Raw genomic sequence first — 18032 nt, 5'->3', positions numbered from 1 at the left:
CCATGTTTACCCGGACCTCCCGGGCATGTCGTGGGAGATCCGCCTTTTCTTTCCCAAAAACCTTCCGTCCCTTATACGGGCGCTCCCGGGAACCGGTCAAGCCGGCAGGGACCCCGGAACCCTTCCCCTGAATTTCCCCGTCACCCCCTTTCTCGATTGTTTTCCGGTACGCGTAGCATCTCGTCCCGTTCCTGTCAAGGCGAAACCGGCGCCGACGGCCCGTGCGGCGGATCGCGGCGCCCCTTGCAAATGTAGCAACATGTGTACCAGAAAAGCCTCAAGGGGGAGCGCTTGCGAGAAAGAATGATAACCCACTGATATATATATGAAATATGGAGCTTGCCCCGAAGGGGCGTTCCGCAGGAGGCGGCGCCCTCGTGAGGGCTGACACAGAGGTGTTGCGAAAAAGCCACAGAAGGGCCATTCCCGGCAAGGATTTCCCCAGGGCGATACGGAAAGAAGTCGCCGGAGAAACAGAGAGAAAAAAACCCGCGGCCCGATGTATTCGCTCAGGGCGGATGAACCCCGTCGGTTCCATGCCCCTCACGAAATTATACTTGACATTCGGCATGGTTCGGTATATCCACTGACGGCTAACGTTGCGGGGGGCATGTCGAGGGAGCGCCTGTGCAACGGGCCGTATTTCTTAGGAAAAAGAAACGCCCGGGAGGTCTTTCCCGGGTGTTGACGCGGAAACAGGGGCCCCTTCGGGGGGTGTATCCCGTTGCGGGGCGGTTTCCGAAACGGCGGCCGGCGTCTCGGGCCGGTCTTGGCGTCCTTGCCCTCCTTCTTACGAGCGAGTGAAGAGGTGGGGCGGGGATTAAAAAGAGGTCAGGCGGGGTTTCATCCTGCGTCTTCCTTAAAATATGAATTGAATATGCGTATGGCAAGGGAGATCCAACGTGATTTTTCGACAACAACAACAATAGGGAGGTAATTGAAAAAAATGGCAGACGAAGTCGTATTGAAGGAACGTTATCCGGTACCGGACCGGGTCAAAAAGATCGCCTACATCAACAGCATGGAACAGTACCAAAAACTGTTCGCCGAAGCCGAGGCTGACCCGTCGGCGTGGTGGGCGAAACAGGCCGATGAACTCGTTACGTTTTACAAAAAGTGGGACAAGGTCGAGGATTACAATTTTGACATCCGAAAGGGTCCCATTTATGTCAAGTATTTCGAGGGAGCCAAACTGAATGTCTCCTACAACTGCCTGGACCGCCAGCTCGAGAAGCGGGCCGACAAGGTCGCCATCCAGTGGGAAGGCAACGAGCCCGGTGAAGAGCGGGCCATCACCTACAGGGAACTGTACACCGAGGTCTGCAAGTTCGCCAACGTCCTGAAGAAGCACGGTGTGAAGAAGGGCGATCGTGTTTGCCTTTACCTGCCCATGGTCCCGGAAGCGGCCGTCGCCATGCTGGCCTGCACCCGGATCGGGGCCGTCCACGCCGTCGTGTTCGGGGGCTTCAGCTCCGACGCCCTGGCCGTCCGCATCCAGGATTCCGAATCGAAGATCCTCGTGGTCTGCAACGGCACCATGCGCGGCGCCAAGGCCGTTCCCGCGAAGGCCTCCGCCGACGTGGCCCTGAAGGAATGTCCTTCTGTGGAGAAGGTCATCGTGGTTGACCGCGTGGGAGACAAGATCAAGTGCGAATGGACCGAGGGCAGAGACCTCTGGTGGCACGACGAAATGGCCACGGTGGATGACAAATGTGAGCCTGAGTGGATGGACGCGGAAGACACCCTGTTCATTCTCTACACCTCCGGTTCGACGGGACAGCCCAAGGGCGCCCTCCACACCACGGCGGGGTATCTGGTGTTCACCGCCTACACGTCCAAGTATGCCTTCGATCTCCACGAGGAAGACATTCACTGGTGTACCGCCGATATCGGCTGGGGCACGGGACACAGCTACGTCGTCTATGGCCCCCTCTCTCTGTGCTCCACCTCGGTCATGTTCGAGGTCGTTCCCATCTATCCGACCCACAGCCGGTTCTGGCAGGTCGTGGAGAAGTACAAGGTCACGTCCTTCTACACGGCGCCCACAGCCATCCGCGCCATCGCCAAGGAAGGCGACGAGTTCCTGAAGGGAATCGACCTGTCCTCGCTGAGGGTCCTGTCTTCCGTGGGCGAGCCCCTCAACCCGGAAGCGTGGCATTGGTTCTATACGAAGATCGGCGGCAGCCGCTGCCCCATCGTCGATACGTGGTGGCAGACCGAAACGGGCGGCCACATGATCCTGCCCCTGCCCGGCGCGATTGAAATCAAACCGGCCATGCCGGCCTTCCCGATCATGGGTGTCATTCCGGCCCTGTGCGACGATGTGAGCGGCGTAGAGCAGACGGAGCCGGCCGCCCGCGGCGCCCTGTGCTTCAAGACGGCGTGGCCCGGCATCACCCGGACCATCTACGGCGACCACAGGCGTTACGAAGAGACCTATTTCGAGCCCTACCCGGGATTCTACTTCTCCGGCGACGGCGCCCTCCGTGACGAGGACGGCTATTACCGCATCACCGGCCGTATCGACGACGTCATCAACGTGTCCGGTCACAGGATGGGTACGGCGGAGATCGAGGCGACCCTCAACGCCCACGAGAAGGTGGCCGAGTCGGCCGTGGTCGGTTATCCCCACGAGGTCAAGGGCCAGTCGATTTATGCGTACGTTACCCTGAAAACGGGCATTGAGCCTTCGGACGCGCTGAAGAAGGAACTGGTCGCCTACGTTCGGACGATCATCGGTCCCATCGCGACACCGGAGAAAATCCAGTGGGCCGACGGTCTGCCCAAAACCCGCAGCGGCAAGATCATGAGAAGGATTCTCAAGAAGGTCGCCGCCGACGAAATCGACGATCTGGGTGATACGAGTACCCTGGCCGATCCGGCCGTGGTCGACGACCTGGTCAAGAACAGGCAGTAATCGTTGAAAGTGTTTTTCCGGTTCCCCGGTTTTCCGCGGGGAACCGGAAACTTAACTAAGAGTGTACCAGGGGTGAGGACGACCTTGCACCCGGCGTACATGGTATTGAGGAGGATGAAGTGAATATCATTGCATGCGTGAAGCAGGTGCCGGACACGGAAACCCTGATCAAGGTGAAAGCCGACGGCTCGGGGATTGAAGAGGGCGGCATCAAGTGGGTCATGAATCCCTACGACGAATTCGGCGTGGAAGAAGCCCTCAGGTTGAAGGAGAAGCATGGCGGAGAGGTGACCATCGTTACCCTCGGACCGGGAAGAGCGATGGAAAGCATCCGGACGGCCCTGGCCATGGGCGCGGACAAGGGAATCCACATCGATGACGCGTCCCTGAACGACGGCGACGCCTACACGACGGCCGCGGCTCTGGCCGCAGCCATCAAGACCGTTCCCTGCGATCTGATTTTCTGCGGACAGCGGGCCATCGACGATGACAGCGGCCAGGTCGGTTCGATCCTGGCGGAGATGCTGGACCTCCCGCAGGTCACCCTGGTGACCAAGGTGGAAGTGATGGACGGACGGGTCAAGACGCAACGGGCCATTGAAGGTGCCCAGCTCATCATCGAGAGTCCTCTTCCCTGCGTGTTGACGGCGCAAAAGGGATTGAACGAACCTCGTTACGCCTCGCTTCCGGGCATCATGAAGGCAAAGAAAAAACCGGTGGACATCAAGGACGCCGCCGCGCTGGGTGTGACCGCGCAGGACAAGGCCAAGATTGTCAAATTCGTACCACCTCCGGCCAGACCTCCAGGCAAGATCATCACCGGTGATGATCCGGCTGCGAAGGCCGCTGAGCTTGCGAAGCTGCTGCGGGAAGAGGCGAAGGTTATTTAATGAAAAGGATATACGGAGGTAAGAAAAATGGCTAAAGGTGTATGGATAGTTGCAGAGCAAAGAGAAGGCGCCTTCCGTAAGATCTCCTTCGAGCTTGCAAGCACGGCGCGAAAGCTGGCCGACGAACTGGGCGACGAGGTATGCGCCGTTCTTGTCGGTTCCGGGATTGAGGGTATTGCAGGCGAACTGGGAAAATACGGTGTGGATAAAGTGTATGTGGCGGATGACGCCATGTTTGAACCCTATACGACGGACGCGCACGCGCTGGCCGTTGCCGCGATCGTGAAAGAAAAGGATCCGGCGATCCTGCTCCTCGGCGCCTCGGCCCAGGGCAAGGACCTTGCCTCCCGTCTGGTCGGGAAGCTGGCGACGGGTATGGCGACGGACTGCACAGCCCTGCGTCTTGACGGGGGTAAAATGGTTGCGATTCGTCCCATGTATGCCGGCAAGTGCTACGGGGAAGTCGTGGTTTCCTCCTTCCCCCAGATGGCCTCCCTGCGACCCAATGTGTTTGCGGCGGTGGAAAATGCGAAGGCCGGCGCCGTCGAGAAATTTGATCCGGGAATCGATGCGTCCCAGTTGAAAACAAAGGTTGTGGAAGTGCAGAAGGAGACGAGTGGCAAGGTCGATCTGACGGAAGCAAACTTCATCGTGTCCGGCGGTCGCGGTGTGCAGGGCCCCGAGGGTTACGCGTGCCTGGAAGAACTGGCGGAGGTCCTCGGCGCAACGGTCGGCGCATCCCGCGCTTCGGTGGACGCCGGATGGCGCCCCCAGTCGGATCAGGTTGGCCAGACGGGCAAGGTGGTTTCTCCGAATCTGTATATCGCTTGCGGTATCTCCGGTTCGATTCAGCATCTCGCCGGTATGAGTTCGTCCAAAGTGATCGTGGCCGTGAACAAGGACGCGGAAGCCCCGATTTTCGCTAAGGCGGATTACGGCATCGTGGATGATCTGTTCAAGTTCGTTCCCGAACTGACCAAAGAGTGCAAGAAACTCCTGGCCTAGAGCGGAGGACATGGATTTTGCTTCCTGCTTTTTCAGAGGAGGTGTGTGACGATACCTGGGCACCCCGCCTGTCCCTAGCGATGGGCGGGGTTTTCTCGGAAAAGCGAGCTGACCGGTCTGCTTTAGTATATATACTCACGGAGGCGTTATGGAACATACAACCTTTTCCGTCGGAAACGAGGGGAGACAGGTATTCTGGAACGCGGATTATTTTGAACCCGTACTCTTTTTCTTTACGGCCATCGCCCTGGCGATTATGGCTTACGGCTTTTACCGGCGCTGGCGCATGTGGAAAGCCGTCGGGAAGGCGGAACCGGAAAATCGGTTCGAAAACCGCGGCGAACGGCTCAAATACCTGCTGAAGAATGTCGTTTTACAGGCCAACACCTCGAAGGAACTCTATCCCGGCGTCATGCACGGCCTTATCTTTTTTGGTTTCTTCGTCCTGATCTGGGGCGCCGCGTTCGACGCCACGGAATTTCATATCACGGAACCTCTTGGATGGGCTTTTCTTCGGGGTAATTTTTATCTGATCTTCTCCCTGATCATGGAAATTTTCGGTGTGTGTGTCCTTGTGGGTGCGCTCATGGCCATCGACCGGCGCTACCTGGCCAAACCGGACCGTTTGGGTTACAGGGGCAAACCGGACAGCGGGCCCGATGACGCCATTGTTCTACTGCTGCTGGTGGCGATCATCCTGACGGGGTTTATCATCGAGGCTTTGCGTATCCATGTGACCAAACCCCCCTGGGAAATCTGGTCCGTTGTCGGTTACGGGGTGTCGAAAATGTTCGCCGGCGTCGAGTTGGGAACGGCGAAGGCCATGCACAAGTGGACCTGGTGGATTCATGCTTTCATGTCTCTCGGCTTCATCGCCTACATCCCCTACTCGAGGTTGCTGCACATTTATACGACCCCGGCCAATCAGTACATGAAGACCATGCTGCCCGTCGGCCAGATCGAGCCGATCCGGGATTTTGAAAACGCCGAGTCTTTCGGCGCCGGACAGATTCAGGATTTTACGTGGAAACAGATCTTCGACGGTGACGCCTGCACCGAGTGCGGGCGCTGTCAGGACGGCTGCCCCGCCTACCTGTCGGGCAAGCCCCTGTCGCCGAAAAAACTGACCCAGGATATAAAGAATTACTGGTTGGAGAAGGCCCCGGAGGCGATTGCGGAAAGGAAGGCGGTTGTGGAAACCGATGGGGAGGGGAATCCCAAGACCTCTCCCAAACAGGGTTTCTTCTGTCGATGGCTGGAAAGGGTGGACAATTTTGTGGACGGTCTGAAACCCGCCGCCGGGGGAGAAAAAGCCCTGGTCGGGGAGCAGATCGATCTCCATGAACTGTGGGCCTGTACGAACTGCATGTACTGTATGGAGCACTGTCCTGCCGACATCGAACATGTGCCGAAGGTGGTCGGCATGCGCCAGTACAAGGTTCTGATGGAGGCGGATTTCGCGCCGGAACTCCAGCTGACCTTCCGGAACATGGAAAACAACAGCAACCCCTGGGGTATCGGCGCCCATTTGCGAGCCGACTGGGCGGCGGATCTGGGTGTCAAGACCCTGGCGGAAGACCGGAATGTGGAATACCTCTTCTACGTCGGCTGTTCGGGCTCGTTCGATGACCGGGGTAAGAAGGTGACCGTGGCTTTCGCGAAGATCCTTCAGGCGGCGGGTGTCAGCTTTGCCATCCTGGGTACGGAAGAGGGGTGCTGCGGCGATTCGGCCATGCGCGGCGGGAACGAGTACCTCTACCAGACCATGGCCCAGATGAACATCGAAACCATGGCGGGCTACGATGTGAAGAAGATCATCGCCACCTGTCCCCACGGCTATAACGCCCTGAAGAAGGATTACCCCCATTTCGGTGGGAACTATGAGGTCTACCATCATTCGGAGATCATTGCGGATCTGATTGCGAAGGGTAGAATCACCCTGAAAAAACCCGTGGAAGGGAGCTTCACGTATCACGATTCCTGTTTCCTCGGCCGGTACAACGACATTTACGATCAGCCCCGCCGGATCCTCAAGGCCGTACCCGGCATGAGGATCACGGAGATGGACCGCAACCTGGCCCGGAGCTTCTGCTGCGGCGCGGGGGGGGCTCGCATGTGGATGGAGGAGGATATCGGTGAACGCATCAATGATATGCGGACGGATCACGCAATTGCCGCAGGGGCCGACACGATCGCCGTTGGATGCCCGTTCTGCCTGACCATGATGAGCGACGGCATCAAGGACCGCAACAAGGAAGAGAGCATGACGGCCCGGGATATCGCCGAAATCGTCTGGGAAGCGATGGGACTGGAATAGAAAAACGGTTTGCTTCAAGCAAACGACAGGCGCCCCCTGAAGGATCATCCTCAGGGGGCGTTTTTGTCCGTATCCCCTTGGGGGAGGAAAAGGATTCCCCCTTGCATTCCGAAATCTCCCCGTGTTAAGGAATCTCAAGTTTTCAGCAACCATCCCTTCATGCCATGTAGCGCCGACAGGGGGACGGGGGTCTTCTTTTCTGAAACGGTGCCAGGTTGTACGCTTGCCGGGCGAAACGGTGATGCGGGAGCGCAGATTCTTGTTCCATGATCAAATCAAGAGAGGGGGAAGGAAGATGAGAAAGGGATTGGTCTCTTTTGCCATCATGGTCCTGGCTGTCTTGGTGGCAACCGTAACGGTGAGGGCGGGCAATGTCGATACTTACGGTATCGGCGCCAAGGCCACGGCCCTGGGTGGTGCCTTCAGCGCCTATGCAGACGATCCGTTTGCAGCCTATTACAACCCTGCGGGCCTGACCCAGATCGAAAAACCCACGCTTTCTATGGGGGCGAACGTCGTGAAGCCGGTCATACGGGTCTACGATTATCGGGTGACCGGTATGGATTATGTGCCTGACGGTGTCGTTGGTCCTGCGAACATGTACGATCAGTCGCGACTTCTCGTTGTTCCCCATCTGGGATTCGCCATGCCCATCGGGGAGGGATTCTCCGCCGGCGTGGCCGCCTACGTTCCCTATGGCCTGGACATCCAATGGAAGAAGGATGTGGCCGCCACGGGGTTGGGTTCCGGTTTTTGCTGCAATCCCGGTTCGTATAATTCCTATCGCTCCTACTATTTGCGGGAGGTCGTTTCACCGACCCTCGCCTACAAGTTCCACGACAAATTTTCCGTCGGCGCGGGGCTGTCTTTCGGGAAATCCAAAAGCGGCGTGGAGCGCCGCGCCTTTTCACCCCTTTCTTCGCTTCACAACAAGCGTGTCATCACCGAACTGGATGACGATTTCAACTGGTCCTTCAATGTGGGACTCATGTATAAACCGGTTGATTTCCTGGTTTTCGGCCTCACCTACCGGGGAAGAACGGATACGAAGTTCGAGGGAACGACGAAGATGAAAGGGGTGGGAGGGGAAATCACCGTTATGACGGAAGGAGGCCCATTGACCGTGCCGTTGTCCAACACAAAGGTGCGCGCCAAAACCGAAATTGACCACCCGGAGCAGATCCAGGCGGGGATCCGCTATATCCCCAGTGAGAAAATTTCGATTGAGGCCGATGTGACGTGGACCCACTGGTCCGTCATAGACGGGTACACCGTGAAATTCAACCGTCCCTTCCTCAATGTGCCGGCCCTGGGACCGATGAACCCGGCCAAAACATCCGAATACTTTAAACGGGACTGGGACGATACGATCCAGTTCCGCCTTGGAGCCGAATGGAAAGTCAACACGATGATCGCCCTTCGCGGGTCTTACCTCTACGACCCGACCCCCATCCCGGACCGCACGATGGACATCCAGTGGCCCGATGCGGACAAGCATACGTTTGCCCTGGGCACGGGCCTGAATTTTGGCCGTATCAGCGTCGATGCGACAATCCAGTACACCTGGATTCCCGAGAAGCGTAAAATCAAGGGGGAAAGCGCGAACCTGAACGACACGTATGAAAAGGGCGGCGGGGATCCCCGGGTTGCCCTGGAGGCGGACGGGCATCTCTGGGGCGGCGCCATGACGCTGAACTATACCTTTTAACCTGATCTCACATGTCGCGTCCCATAACGGATGAAGGAAAAACCGATACCTGGGAATTCCCCGATGCGATCGTGCTTTTTCCTGAATCCGGGCCTATATACGACTTGAGAGGGGCATGATGGAAGCGGACAGTCCCTATTTAAAAAAACCCTGGCTGAAGCACTACGAACAGGGCGTGCCCGAGTCCATCCGGTACGAGGAAATATGCCTGCCCGAAATCCTGGAGCGGACGGTTCGGCATTTTCCCGACCGGACGGCCCTTGTGTTCGAGGGCTATCGGTTGTCTTTTCGCCGGATGCAGGACATGATCGACCGCTTTGCCGGCTGCCTCGTTTCATTCGGCGTCAAGCGGGGCGACGCCGTGGCGATCCTCCTCCCCAATATGATTCCCTGTGTCGTCGCCTATTACGCGATCATGAAAATAGGGGCCGTCACGGTCATGAACAACCCCCTGTACTCGGACCGGGAACTGGAATACCAGTTCAACGATTCTGGCGCCAAAGTGTTGATTTCCATTGACCTTTTGGGGAACCGCATGATCGATCTCCGGTCCAGAACGAAGATCAGGCAGATCGTCATCACGTCCATCGGAGACTATCTCCCCTTTCCCAAGAATCTTCTCTTTCATTGGGTAGCGAAGAAAAAACGCCTGGCGGCGTCAGTGAAGCCCGCGCCGAATGTGTTTTCCTGGAAGGACTGCATCGCCGGTCACGAACCCTATACACGGGACATGAAAATCGCCTTTGACGACGTGGCCATGTACCAGTACACCGGCGGGACGACGGGAATATCGAAGGGGGTTGAATTGACCCACGGGAACCTGTCCCGCCAGGTGCAGCAGGCGGCGGCCTGGTTTCCCAAATTCGAGCGGGGGGGTGAAATCGTTCTGGGAGCGCTTCCCTACTTTCATGTTTTCGGTTTGACCGCCTGCATGAATTTTGCCCTGTTTATGGGCTGGCCCCAAATTCTTGTTCCCAAGCCTCAGCCGGACCCCCTGCTGAAGGCCATCAAAAGGTATAAGCCGACGTTCGCGCCTCTGGTGCCGACCATGTACGTGGGTCTTCTTGGTCATCCGCGGCTTGGAAAGACCGATATAAAATGTATGAAAGGGGCCTTTTCCGGCAGCGCTCCCCTGGCCGTCGACGTGATCCAGGAGTTTGAAGCGATAACGGGCGCGGTGATCGTGGAGGGATTCGGTATGACGGAGACTTCGCCGGTGACCCATGTCAACCCCTTTGCCGGAGGCGCCCGGAAGGTGGGAAGCGTCGGTATCCCCATTTCCGATACCCTGGCGCGGATTGTGGACGTCGAGCAGGGCGTCCGGGAAATGCCGGTCGGTGAACCGGGGGAGCTGATAATCAAGGGACCGCAGGTGATGCGGGGATACAAGGACAGGCCCGACGAAACGGAGAACGCCTTACGGGACGGCTGGTGTTATACAGGCGATATTGCGGTCATGGACGAGGACGGCTACTTTTTCATCGTGGACCGGAAAAAAGACGTGATCCTCTCCGGGGGATTCAATGTCTATCCACGGGAAATCGACGAAGTGTTTTATACCCACCCGAAGGTTCAGGAAGCCTGCGCCATCGGCATCCCCGACCCAAGGCGTGGTGAAAATGTGAAGGTGTTTGTGGTGCTCAAAGAGGGGGAGACCGTGACTTATCAGGAATTCCTCGATTTCTGCAAAACACGGCTCGCCGTCTATAAACTGCCGACGGAAATTGAATTCCGCAGTGAACTGCCGAAATCGGCGGTGGGGAAGATTCTGCGGAAGGAATTGCGAAACGAGGAAATGGCCAAACGGGGGAAGTAGCGACGCCGATGGAAACGGCAGCACAAAAGAGGAAGGGTTCAAAAGGGGCGGCCTGCCGCTTTTACGCGCCGAATTTTTCCAGGCGTCCGGCGTGAGCGAGAGCCAGACCCATCAAGTAAACCATGGGCATTCTGCCCAAGGCCCCTCCGGCGCAGTCCCTTTCCCCAAATCGAATGACGGTGTCGGGACGACAGGTCTTCGCGTAGAGCATGGCCGGTACGGGATGCCAACTGTGACGGCCCATGGCTGCCGGGGTGGAGTGGTCTCCCGTTACGATCACCACGTCGGGATTCAAAGCCGTTATCCTGGGGATGAAGGTATCCACCTCTTCAATGACCCTGACCTTCGCCTCGAAATCTCCGTCCTCTCCCCGCGAGTCGGTCGGCTTGATATGGACGAAGAAAAAATCGTAGGCCGGATAATGTTTTTCCAGAGCCTGGATCTCTCCCTCGATGGTGGATGTGGGGGGCGCGACGGTCATGCCCAGAAGCCGTGCGATACCCCTGTACATGGGGTAATTGGCGATAGCCAGGGCATGAAGACCGAATCGCTCCGTTACGCCGGGAAAACGATGCAGGCGGGAAGGCCGCGAAAGAGAACCATGTTGGCCTTCTTCTCATCCGCCAGAACGGATTTGCATTGCTCCATCAATGAACGGACAAGGACCGAAGTCTTCTCCGCTTCCGGGATCAGGGCGACCGGCTCGTGAGGAATCGTTCCCGTTTTTTGGGGGTCCGTGTCAGCAATTTCTTCACGCAGATCGTTCCCTCGCAATACGAACAGGGCGCGGTGCTCCTTTTCCGTTACAAAAAACGCCTCGACACCGTCCGGTAGTTTTATCCCGTTTTTCAGTTTGTTGCAGATGCGCCGGTTCTCCTCCGTATCGATCCGGCCCGCCCGACGGTCGATGACCCGGCCTTCCCCGTCGATGGTGGCAAAATTCGTACGCATGAACAGATCCCGGTCCGTAATGGGAAAGTCCACGCCCGCCGCGGACAGAAGGCCCCGTCCGACATTGGTTTTGACCGGGTCGTAGCCGAACAGGGAAAAATGGGCCGGCCCGCTTCCCGGGGTGATCCCGTAACCGATGGGATCCAAAAGACCGCAGACGGACTTCCGGGCCAGGGCGTCCAGGTTGGGCGTCCGGGCGGTTTCCAGTTCGGTCCATCCTCCCTCTTCCACGGGGAGGCCTCCCAGCCCGTCCATGATGAGGTAGACAATTTTTGATTCGTTCCTGATAATCAACTTGTCAATCAAATCCGGTCCCATATTCCCTTGCTCCCCTACTATCGGCCGGTAAAGACCGGCTTCCTCTTTTCCAGGAAAGCGGTCATCCCTTCCTTCTGGTCGTCCGTGCTGAAACACTGGGAGATGCACTGCATTTCAAGACGGTTTGCGCTGTCCACGGAGATGTCGTAGCCATAATTGATGGCGTGTTTGGCCATTTTCACGGCAAAACCCGATAAGCCCGCCAGTTTTCTTGCGAATTTTTTTGTTTCATCGACCAGCAATTCCGGTGGATATAGGCGGTTCACCAGGCCGATCTCGAATGCCCGCTGGGCGTTGATCTGCTCGCCACTCAGGATGAGTTCCTTGGCCCGGCCCACGCCGATCAGTCTCGGCAGCCGTTGGGTGCCACCCCATCCGGGGATGATACCCAGCAGGATTTCGGGCTGACCGAATACGGCTTTTTCGGAGGCGAAACGTATGTCACAGGCCATGGTGATTTCCGTTCCCCCGCCCAGGGCATAGCCGTTGACGGCGGCAATGGATGGTTTGGGCATGGTTTCGATCAAACGCAGGGTTTCGTGTCCCAGTTCCATGAAGGAGAGGATTTCGGCCGGCTTCATATTCTGCATCTGGGCAATGTCCGCGCCGGCGACGAAGGCTTTTTCTCCTGCCCCGGTCAGAATCAGGGCCTTGACGGCGTCGTCCTTTTTGCACGTCAGAACGGCATCGTAAAGTTCCCCCATGGTTTCACCGTTCATGGCATTCATGGCCTTCGGCCGGTTGAAGGCGATTGTGGCAACCCCCTCTTCGAGGGTGAATAAGAGATTCTTGAATTCCATAGGAAGACTCCTTGTTTTTTCGTTAGAGGTTAAAGACGTCTTACGTCCCGGAAGGGACGCAAGACGCATGTCAACCGTGATTTCATGTGGCTGGATTCCGGCTCAGCGCCGGAATAACAGGGGTTTGCGTATCATTAAACCTTTTCCAAGACGATTGCCATACCCTGACCACCGCCGATGCAAAGCGTGGCGAGACCCAGGGCGGCGTTTTTCTTCTGCATCTGCATGGCCAGGCTGTAGGTGATCCTGGCGCCGGTGCATCCGATTGGGTGGCCTATGGAGATCCCACTGCCGTTCAAGTTGCACTTGTCCATGTCCACATCCAGTTCTCGGATACAGGCAATGGCCTGGCAGGCAAAGGCTTCGTTCAGTTCGATGATATCCATGTCTTTCATGGTAAGGCCGAGCTGTTTGAAAACCTTACGGGTAGCCGGAATCGGACCGAGGCCCATATAGGCGGGATCGACGCCGCCGGCGGCGAAACCCTTGATTTTAGCCAGAGGCTTCAGCCCCAATTCTTTTGCCTTTTCAGCACTCATGACGACAAGCGCGGCCGCCGCGTCATTGATGCCGGAGGCATTGCCTGCCGTAACCGTGCCGGTTTTGATGAAAGCGGGGGCGAGTTTTGCCATCTTTTCCAGGCTTGTCTCCATGGGTCTCTCGTCGACCTCGAAAATTGTGTCACCCTTCTTGGAAGGAATAACGACGGGGACGATTTCATCGCTGACGGCTCCGGAGGCGATGGCGGCGCGGGCCCGCTGGTGGCTGAGAAGGGCCATTTCATCCTGTTCCTGACGGGAAAGGCCGTACTTGTTCGCGATATTTTCTGCCGTCATTCCCATGTGATAACCGTTGAAGATTTCATACAGGCCGTCATAAACCATCATGTCCACAATTTGACCGAAGGGCATGTTCATCCGGTATCCCCAGCGGGCATTGGGGACAAGGTAGGGGACGTTGCTCATGTTTTCCATGCCCCCCGCAACCATAATATCCGCAGTGCCTGACATGATAGCCTGAGCGGCGACGGTAATCGCTTTCAAACCGGATGCGCAGATCTTGTTTACGGTCATGGCGTTTGTTTCCTCGGGAAGGCCGGCGTAAATGGATGCCTGGCGGGCCGTGTTTTGCCCTTGCCCCCCCTGGATGACATTGCCCATGCTGCATTCATCGAAGTATACGGGATTCAGCGATGATTCGTAATCGTAATACTTCTTGTTGATATCCGTCATCTCCATACCGGCGAAAACATCGGGGCGGCAGGAATCGATAAGCTCGTTCACGGCGGGTCGCAGTCCGGCCCTTTTGATTGCTTCCTTGATGACCAGGGCGCCCAGATCAACGGTGCGCACCCCTTTCAGCGAACCGCCGAAGCTGCCAACGGCTGTCCTTGCTCCACTTACAATGACCACTTCTTTCATGTAACTTCTCCTTTCAAAAATCGATTTTATGCAATCATTCGAACGCGGCTTGCCGGCACGATCAGCCTGAATCCATGATCGCGGCCGTCAGTCCGCAAGTTCCTCGACAAATTCCAGTTCCCGGGGGAGTTTGTAGGAGGAGAGATAAGACCGGCAATGCCTCATGATGCTTTTTTCGTCGCCGCCGGCATCGGGGTCCTTGACAACCAGCGCCTTAACGACTTCACCCCGCATCAGGTCCTGCTTGGCGACAACTCTTGCCTTCGTGACGGCGGGGTGCATTTCCAACACCCTCTCCACCTCCCGGGGATAGACGTTGTAACCGCTGGTGATGATCATGCGTTTCTTTCGGCCTGTGAGAAAAATGAACCCGTCTTCGTCCATTTTGGCCAAATCCCCCGTATGGAGCCACCCGTTTTTGATCACCTGCGCGGTGGCGGCTTCATCCCCGTAATAGCCCTTCATGACATTGTCGCCCCTGACGATGAGTTCGCCTTCCGAGTTGCGGGAGACTTCCCGGCCATTCTCGTCGACGATTTTGATCTCCGCTCCCGGAATGGCTACGCCGATCGATCCGGGTTTGTGGGCTTCGCCTCTCCGGTGGCAGGCGCAGACGGGAGAAGCTTCCGTCAGGCCGTAACCTTCTCGCAGGATAACCGGAAATTTCTGCTCGAACATGGGAATATATTCAGGCGGCATGGCAGAGCCCCCGGTAATGCAGAAACTGAGAGAACGGGTGTCGTAATTGCCGACATCCGGACTCATGGCCAAGGCCAGGAAGAGACGTGGTACGGCGGCGATATAGGTTACTTTATCCTGTTCGATGCTCTTGAGGATCGCCTCGACGCTGAAACGATCCATCAGTACGATACCGGCGCCGACACGGAGAGCCGCCAGCATATTCACGGCGGCGCCAAAGGAATGGAAGAGGGGGATCACGGCCAGACTGCGATCTCTTTCCGTTGACTGGTATAAATCACGGACCAGGGTTGACTGGCTGAGGAGGTTCCTGTGCGTGAGAACCGCCCCAAGAGGCTCTCCCGTCAAACCCGCCGTGTAAATTATGACAGCCGGATCATCCGGGTCCATTTCCGTTCTGTCGAGGGACGGGTTGCCTCTTTTGACCAGGTCCCAGAAAAGACAGGTCCTTTCCGGCCCCTTCGTGGTTATCAATTCCGGATTCAAGGGGAGCTGGTCGCAAATGGCTTCATACTTTCCCGCGAGGATATCTTCCGTGATCAAACATTTCGCCTCACAATCATTCAGAAGATGAAGCAGTTCGTGGGATGTGGACATGACGTTCAGGGTCACGGCGACGGCCCCGATTTTCACGGCGGCGAAGTAGGCAATCACAAATTCCGGGCAATTGGGGAGCAGCAGGGCCACCTTGTCGCCCTTGACGATACGGGAAGCGAGGAAATGGTTGGCCAAGGCGTTGACGGCCCGATCGAGATCCTCGTAGGAATACGCCTTTCCTTCGTAGATCATTGTGATATTTGAACCGAACCGTTCTCTGCTCGCCTCGAGCATGCTTCCCAAATCCATAATGCCGAACCTCTTTTTCATTTGGGCACCTCTTAGCACAAGACGCGAATATTTACCAATAAATAAAATGGGATTCCCTTTGCGGCACCCTCGGCCGTTTCTCTTTTTTCTTGCCTGGTTAGCCCTTTTCCGTTATAAGCCATCGAGGTCCGGCGATACGGGTCCATCGCGTTCGGAGATGGCGGAGCGTTTACAGGACAGGGAGGGTTTCCATGGCGAACATCATTGACGGCAACAAAATCTCCGGGGAAATACGCGGCGAGATCAGGATGAAGACGGAGCGACTGAAACAGGACACGGGCATCGTTCCGGGCCTGGCGGTCATCCTGGTTGGGGACGACCCGGCGTCGAAAATATACGTGAGGCGGAAAGAAAAGGCCTGTCGTGAGGTGGGTTTTTATTCCAGGGAATACGTCCTTCCCGCGGATACAGATGAAGGCACCCTTTTGTCCCTGGTTGGAGACTTAAACCGTGATACCGTCATACACGGCATTCTGGTCCAACTCCCCCTGCCGGTTCAAATCAATCCAGCCCGGGTCATCGAGGCGATTGATCCGGCAAAGGATGTGGACGGGTTTCATCCGGTCAATATCGGGCGTTTACTGATCGGCCAACCCTGCCACATGGCCTGTACGCCCAAAGGCATTGTATCCCTTCTGGACCACTCCGGAATAGCGATCGAGGGAAAAGAGGCCGTGATCGTCGGACGGAGCAACATCGTTGGAAAGCCCCTGTTTCTGATGCTGTTGGCCCGCCATGCCACAGTGACCGCCTGTCACACGAAAACAAATAATCTTGCGGATGTGACCCGCCGGGCGGAAATCCTGATTGCCGCCGCCGGAAAGGCGGGGATGATCCGGGGAGACATGGTTCGGCAGGGGGCGGTGGTCGTCGATGTGGGCATCAACCGTCTCGATGACGGTCGTCTGGTCGGGGATGTGGCCTTTGAAGAAGTGTCGGACCACAGCTCGTTCATCACGCCCGTACCCGGTGGTGTCGGTCCCATGACCATCGCCATGTTGCTCCGCAATACCTTCGACGCGGCTTCCAAAATCCCTTAGCTTATTTTCTTGGCCGCCTCTTCTGCTGAAGGGGCATGGATATGTTTTGGCAACACAAACGTGCAGATACATTTTTATGAGGGGAGTCGATATGGAACAGAGCAAAGGGGGAAACAAAACGTTTGTTGAGGCATCTGGCCATGATCCGCTTCAAGGCGGACCCGAAGTAAGGGAACTGGAAACCAGGTTTGCTCAGTATTGCGGCGTGAAACATGCCGTTGCCTGTGCTTCCGGCGCCGATGCCCTGACCCTGGCTCTTGTGAGCCGTGGTGTGGGGCCGAGGGACGCCATATTCACGACACCGTTTCATGGTACCACCGCCGTGTCCGCTATCCGTCTCCTGGGCGCGACGCCGATATTCGTCGATATCGATCCAGCGACCTTCAACCTCGACCCGGAACAATTGGCGCAAGCCATCGACGCGTTAATCAAAAAAGACGCCTCCATTTATCCCCTGCCGACTGAGGCTGCGGGCGGCAGACTTGAGCTGAAGGGCATCATCTCCCCCGATCTTTTCGGGCTTCCCGCCGACTATGACGCGATTAATGCCACCGCCGGAGAGCACGGCCTCTTCGTGATCGAGGACGCTTCCGAGGCTTTTGGCGCCCAATACAAGGGCCGGTATGCCGGTTCTCTTTCCGATATGGCTTTTGTTTCCTTCTTGGACGGGACGCTGCCGGAAACGGGCGGGCTGTGCCTGACGGATCAAGAGCACCTGGCCGAATGGATGCGATTGCCGAAGGAGACTGGGATGCCGCATGCCACGGTCGGGCGTGTAAACCATATGGCGGCCCCCCAGGCGTTGTCGATCCTCACGCGCTTTGATGCCCTGCCGGAGGAAATCCGTCTGCGTCGTGAGCTGGCACGCCTTTATACGAAATATCTGGACGACAATCCTCTACTTGTAACACCGTATGTTCCGAGGAATGTGCTTCCCGTTTGGTCGCGCTATTCGCTCCTCACCGAGTCGGACGAGGAAAGGTCCGTCATGCTCAAAAAGCTGGAAAGAGCAGGGTTTACGACGGGTATCTACTACGACAGGCCCCTGTATCTGCACGATGATTTTGCCGACCTGCAATACCGCGAGGGGGATTTCCCCGTCAGTGACGACTATGCTTCCCGGATTTTCAGCATCCCCCTGCACCCCGGTCTCACGGCGCAAGAGCAGGAGCGGATTCTTGATCTTCTCAATGACTGGGAATAATGTGAACGGAAGAGAAGAAAAACGGTTTTTCGGTCTCTGGAAGGGAGGCCGGAAGACGTGTAATCGGAGTGGGGATGCC

General features: G+C 57.0%; 12 protein-coding genes and 1 pseudogene. 9 read left to right on the top strand and 4 right to left on the bottom strand.

What is annotated here, in order from left to right; genetic code table 11:
• Positions 1–377: 377 nt before the first annotated feature.
• From GX147_05060 to GX147_05030, 7 genes are all read left to right on the top strand, one after another.
• Positions 378–590 carry a hypothetical protein gene (locus GX147_05060; protein NLN60069.1) on the top strand — a complete coding sequence of 71 codons (213 nt, stop codon included), beginning with the start codon at positions 378–380 and terminating at the stop codon, positions 588–590.
• A gap of 356 nt (positions 591–946) precedes the next feature.
• Positions 947–2917 (top strand): acetate--CoA ligase, encoded by a 1971-nt coding sequence (acs, locus tag GX147_05055; GenBank protein ID NLN60068.1) that lies wholly within the window; start codon positions 947–949, stop codon positions 2915–2917.
• A gap of 119 nt (positions 2918–3036) precedes the next feature.
• A complete protein-coding gene (locus GX147_05050) occupies positions 3037–3807 on the top strand; it encodes an electron transfer flavoprotein subunit beta/FixA family protein (GenBank protein ID NLN60067.1) in 771 nt (256 codons plus the stop codon).
• 27 nt (positions 3808–3834) lie between these two features.
• Complete coding sequence (locus tag GX147_05045; GenBank protein ID NLN60066.1) at positions 3835–4812, top strand: electron transfer flavoprotein subunit alpha/FixB family protein; 978 nt, start codon at positions 3835–3837, stop codon at positions 4810–4812.
• A 148-nt stretch (positions 4813–4960) separates the two neighbouring features.
• Positions 4961–7129 (top strand): (Fe-S)-binding protein, encoded by a 2169-nt coding sequence (locus GX147_05040; protein ID NLN60065.1) that lies wholly within the window; start codon positions 4961–4963, stop codon positions 7127–7129.
• Positions 7130–7424: 295 nt separating this feature from the next.
• A complete protein-coding gene (locus tag GX147_05035; protein ID NLN60064.1) occupies positions 7425–8837 on the top strand; it encodes a long-chain fatty acid transporter in 1413 nt (470 codons plus the stop codon).
• A gap of 118 nt (positions 8838–8955) precedes the next feature.
• A complete protein-coding gene (locus GX147_05030; protein NLN60063.1) occupies positions 8956–10653 on the top strand; it encodes a long-chain fatty acid--CoA ligase in 1698 nt (565 codons plus the stop codon).
• 61 nt (positions 10654–10714) lie between these two features.
• Here GX147_05030 and GX147_05025 read toward each other — a convergent pair.
• The 4 genes and pseudogenes from GX147_05025 to GX147_05010 form a co-directional block, all read right to left on the bottom strand.
• A pseudogene (locus GX147_05025) lies at positions 10715–11922 on the bottom strand (2,3-bisphosphoglycerate-independent phosphoglycerate mutase).
• Between the two features lie 17 nt (positions 11923–11939).
• A complete protein-coding gene (locus tag GX147_05020; GenBank protein NLN60062.1) occupies positions 11940–12722 on the bottom strand; it encodes a crotonase in 783 nt (260 codons plus the stop codon).
• Positions 12723–12856: 134 nt separating this feature from the next.
• Positions 12857–14143, bottom strand: a complete 1287-nt coding sequence (locus GX147_05015) for an acetyl-CoA C-acetyltransferase (protein NLN60061.1) — start codon at positions 14141–14143, stop codon at positions 12857–12859.
• A gap of 87 nt (positions 14144–14230) precedes the next feature.
• Positions 14231–15709, bottom strand: a complete 1479-nt coding sequence (locus GX147_05010; GenBank protein NLN60060.1) for a long-chain fatty acid--CoA ligase — start codon at positions 15707–15709, stop codon at positions 14231–14233.
• Between the two features lie 191 nt (positions 15710–15900).
• Here GX147_05010 and folD point away from each other — a divergent pair, with 191 nt between their 5' ends.
• Both folD and GX147_05000 read left to right on the top strand, forming a co-directional pair.
• Complete coding sequence (folD, locus tag GX147_05005; GenBank protein ID NLN60059.1) at positions 15901–16749, top strand: bifunctional methylenetetrahydrofolate dehydrogenase/methenyltetrahydrofolate cyclohydrolase FolD; 849 nt, start codon at positions 15901–15903, stop codon at positions 16747–16749.
• A gap of 91 nt (positions 16750–16840) precedes the next feature.
• Positions 16841–17953: an aminotransferase DegT gene (locus GX147_05000; GenBank protein NLN60058.1), complete on the top strand. Its 1113-nt coding sequence runs from the start codon at positions 16841–16843 to the stop codon at positions 17951–17953.
• Positions 17954–18032 lie beyond the last annotated feature (79 nt).

The sequence above is a fragment of the Deltaproteobacteria bacterium genome, assembly GCA_012522415.1.
Lineage (GTDB): Bacteria > Desulfobacterota > Syntrophia > Syntrophales > JAAYKM01 > JAAYKM01.
Note: the sequence above shows the minus strand (reverse complement) of the source record. Positions and strands in the feature narration are given on the sequence as shown.

What these genes read in the sequence shown, in the direction of transcription:
- acs (NLN60068.1), top strand. Translation starts at nt 947, where the DNA reads ATGGCAGACGAAGTCGTATTGAAGGAACGTTATCCGGTACCGGACCGG.
- GX147_05045 (NLN60066.1), top strand. Translation starts at nt 3,835, where the DNA reads ATGGCTAAAGGTGTATGGATAGTTGCAGAGCAAAGAGAAGGCGCCTTC.
- GX147_05040 (NLN60065.1), top strand. Translation starts at nt 4,961, where the DNA reads ATGGAACATACAACCTTTTCCGTCGGAAACGAGGGGAGACAGGTATTC.
- GX147_05035 (NLN60064.1), top strand. Translation starts at nt 7,425, where the DNA reads ATGAGAAAGGGATTGGTCTCTTTTGCCATCATGGTCCTGGCTGTCTTG.
- GX147_05030 (NLN60063.1), top strand. Translation starts at nt 8,956, where the DNA reads ATGGAAGCGGACAGTCCCTATTTAAAAAAACCCTGGCTGAAGCACTAC.
- GX147_05020 (NLN60062.1), bottom strand. Translation starts at nt 12,722, where the DNA reads ATGGAATTCAAGAATCTCTTATTCACCCTCGAAGAGGGGGTTGCCACA.
- GX147_05015 (NLN60061.1), bottom strand. Translation starts at nt 14,143, where the DNA reads ATGAAAGAAGTGGTCATTGTAAGTGGAGCAAGGACAGCCGTTGGCAGC.
- GX147_05010 (NLN60060.1), bottom strand. Translation starts at nt 15,709, where the DNA reads ATGAAAAAGAGGTTCGGCATTATGGATTTGGGAAGCATGCTCGAGGCG.
- folD (NLN60059.1), top strand. Translation starts at nt 15,901, where the DNA reads ATGGCGAACATCATTGACGGCAACAAAATCTCCGGGGAAATACGCGGC.
- GX147_05000 (NLN60058.1), top strand. Translation starts at nt 16,841, where the DNA reads ATGGAACAGAGCAAAGGGGGAAACAAAACGTTTGTTGAGGCATCTGGC.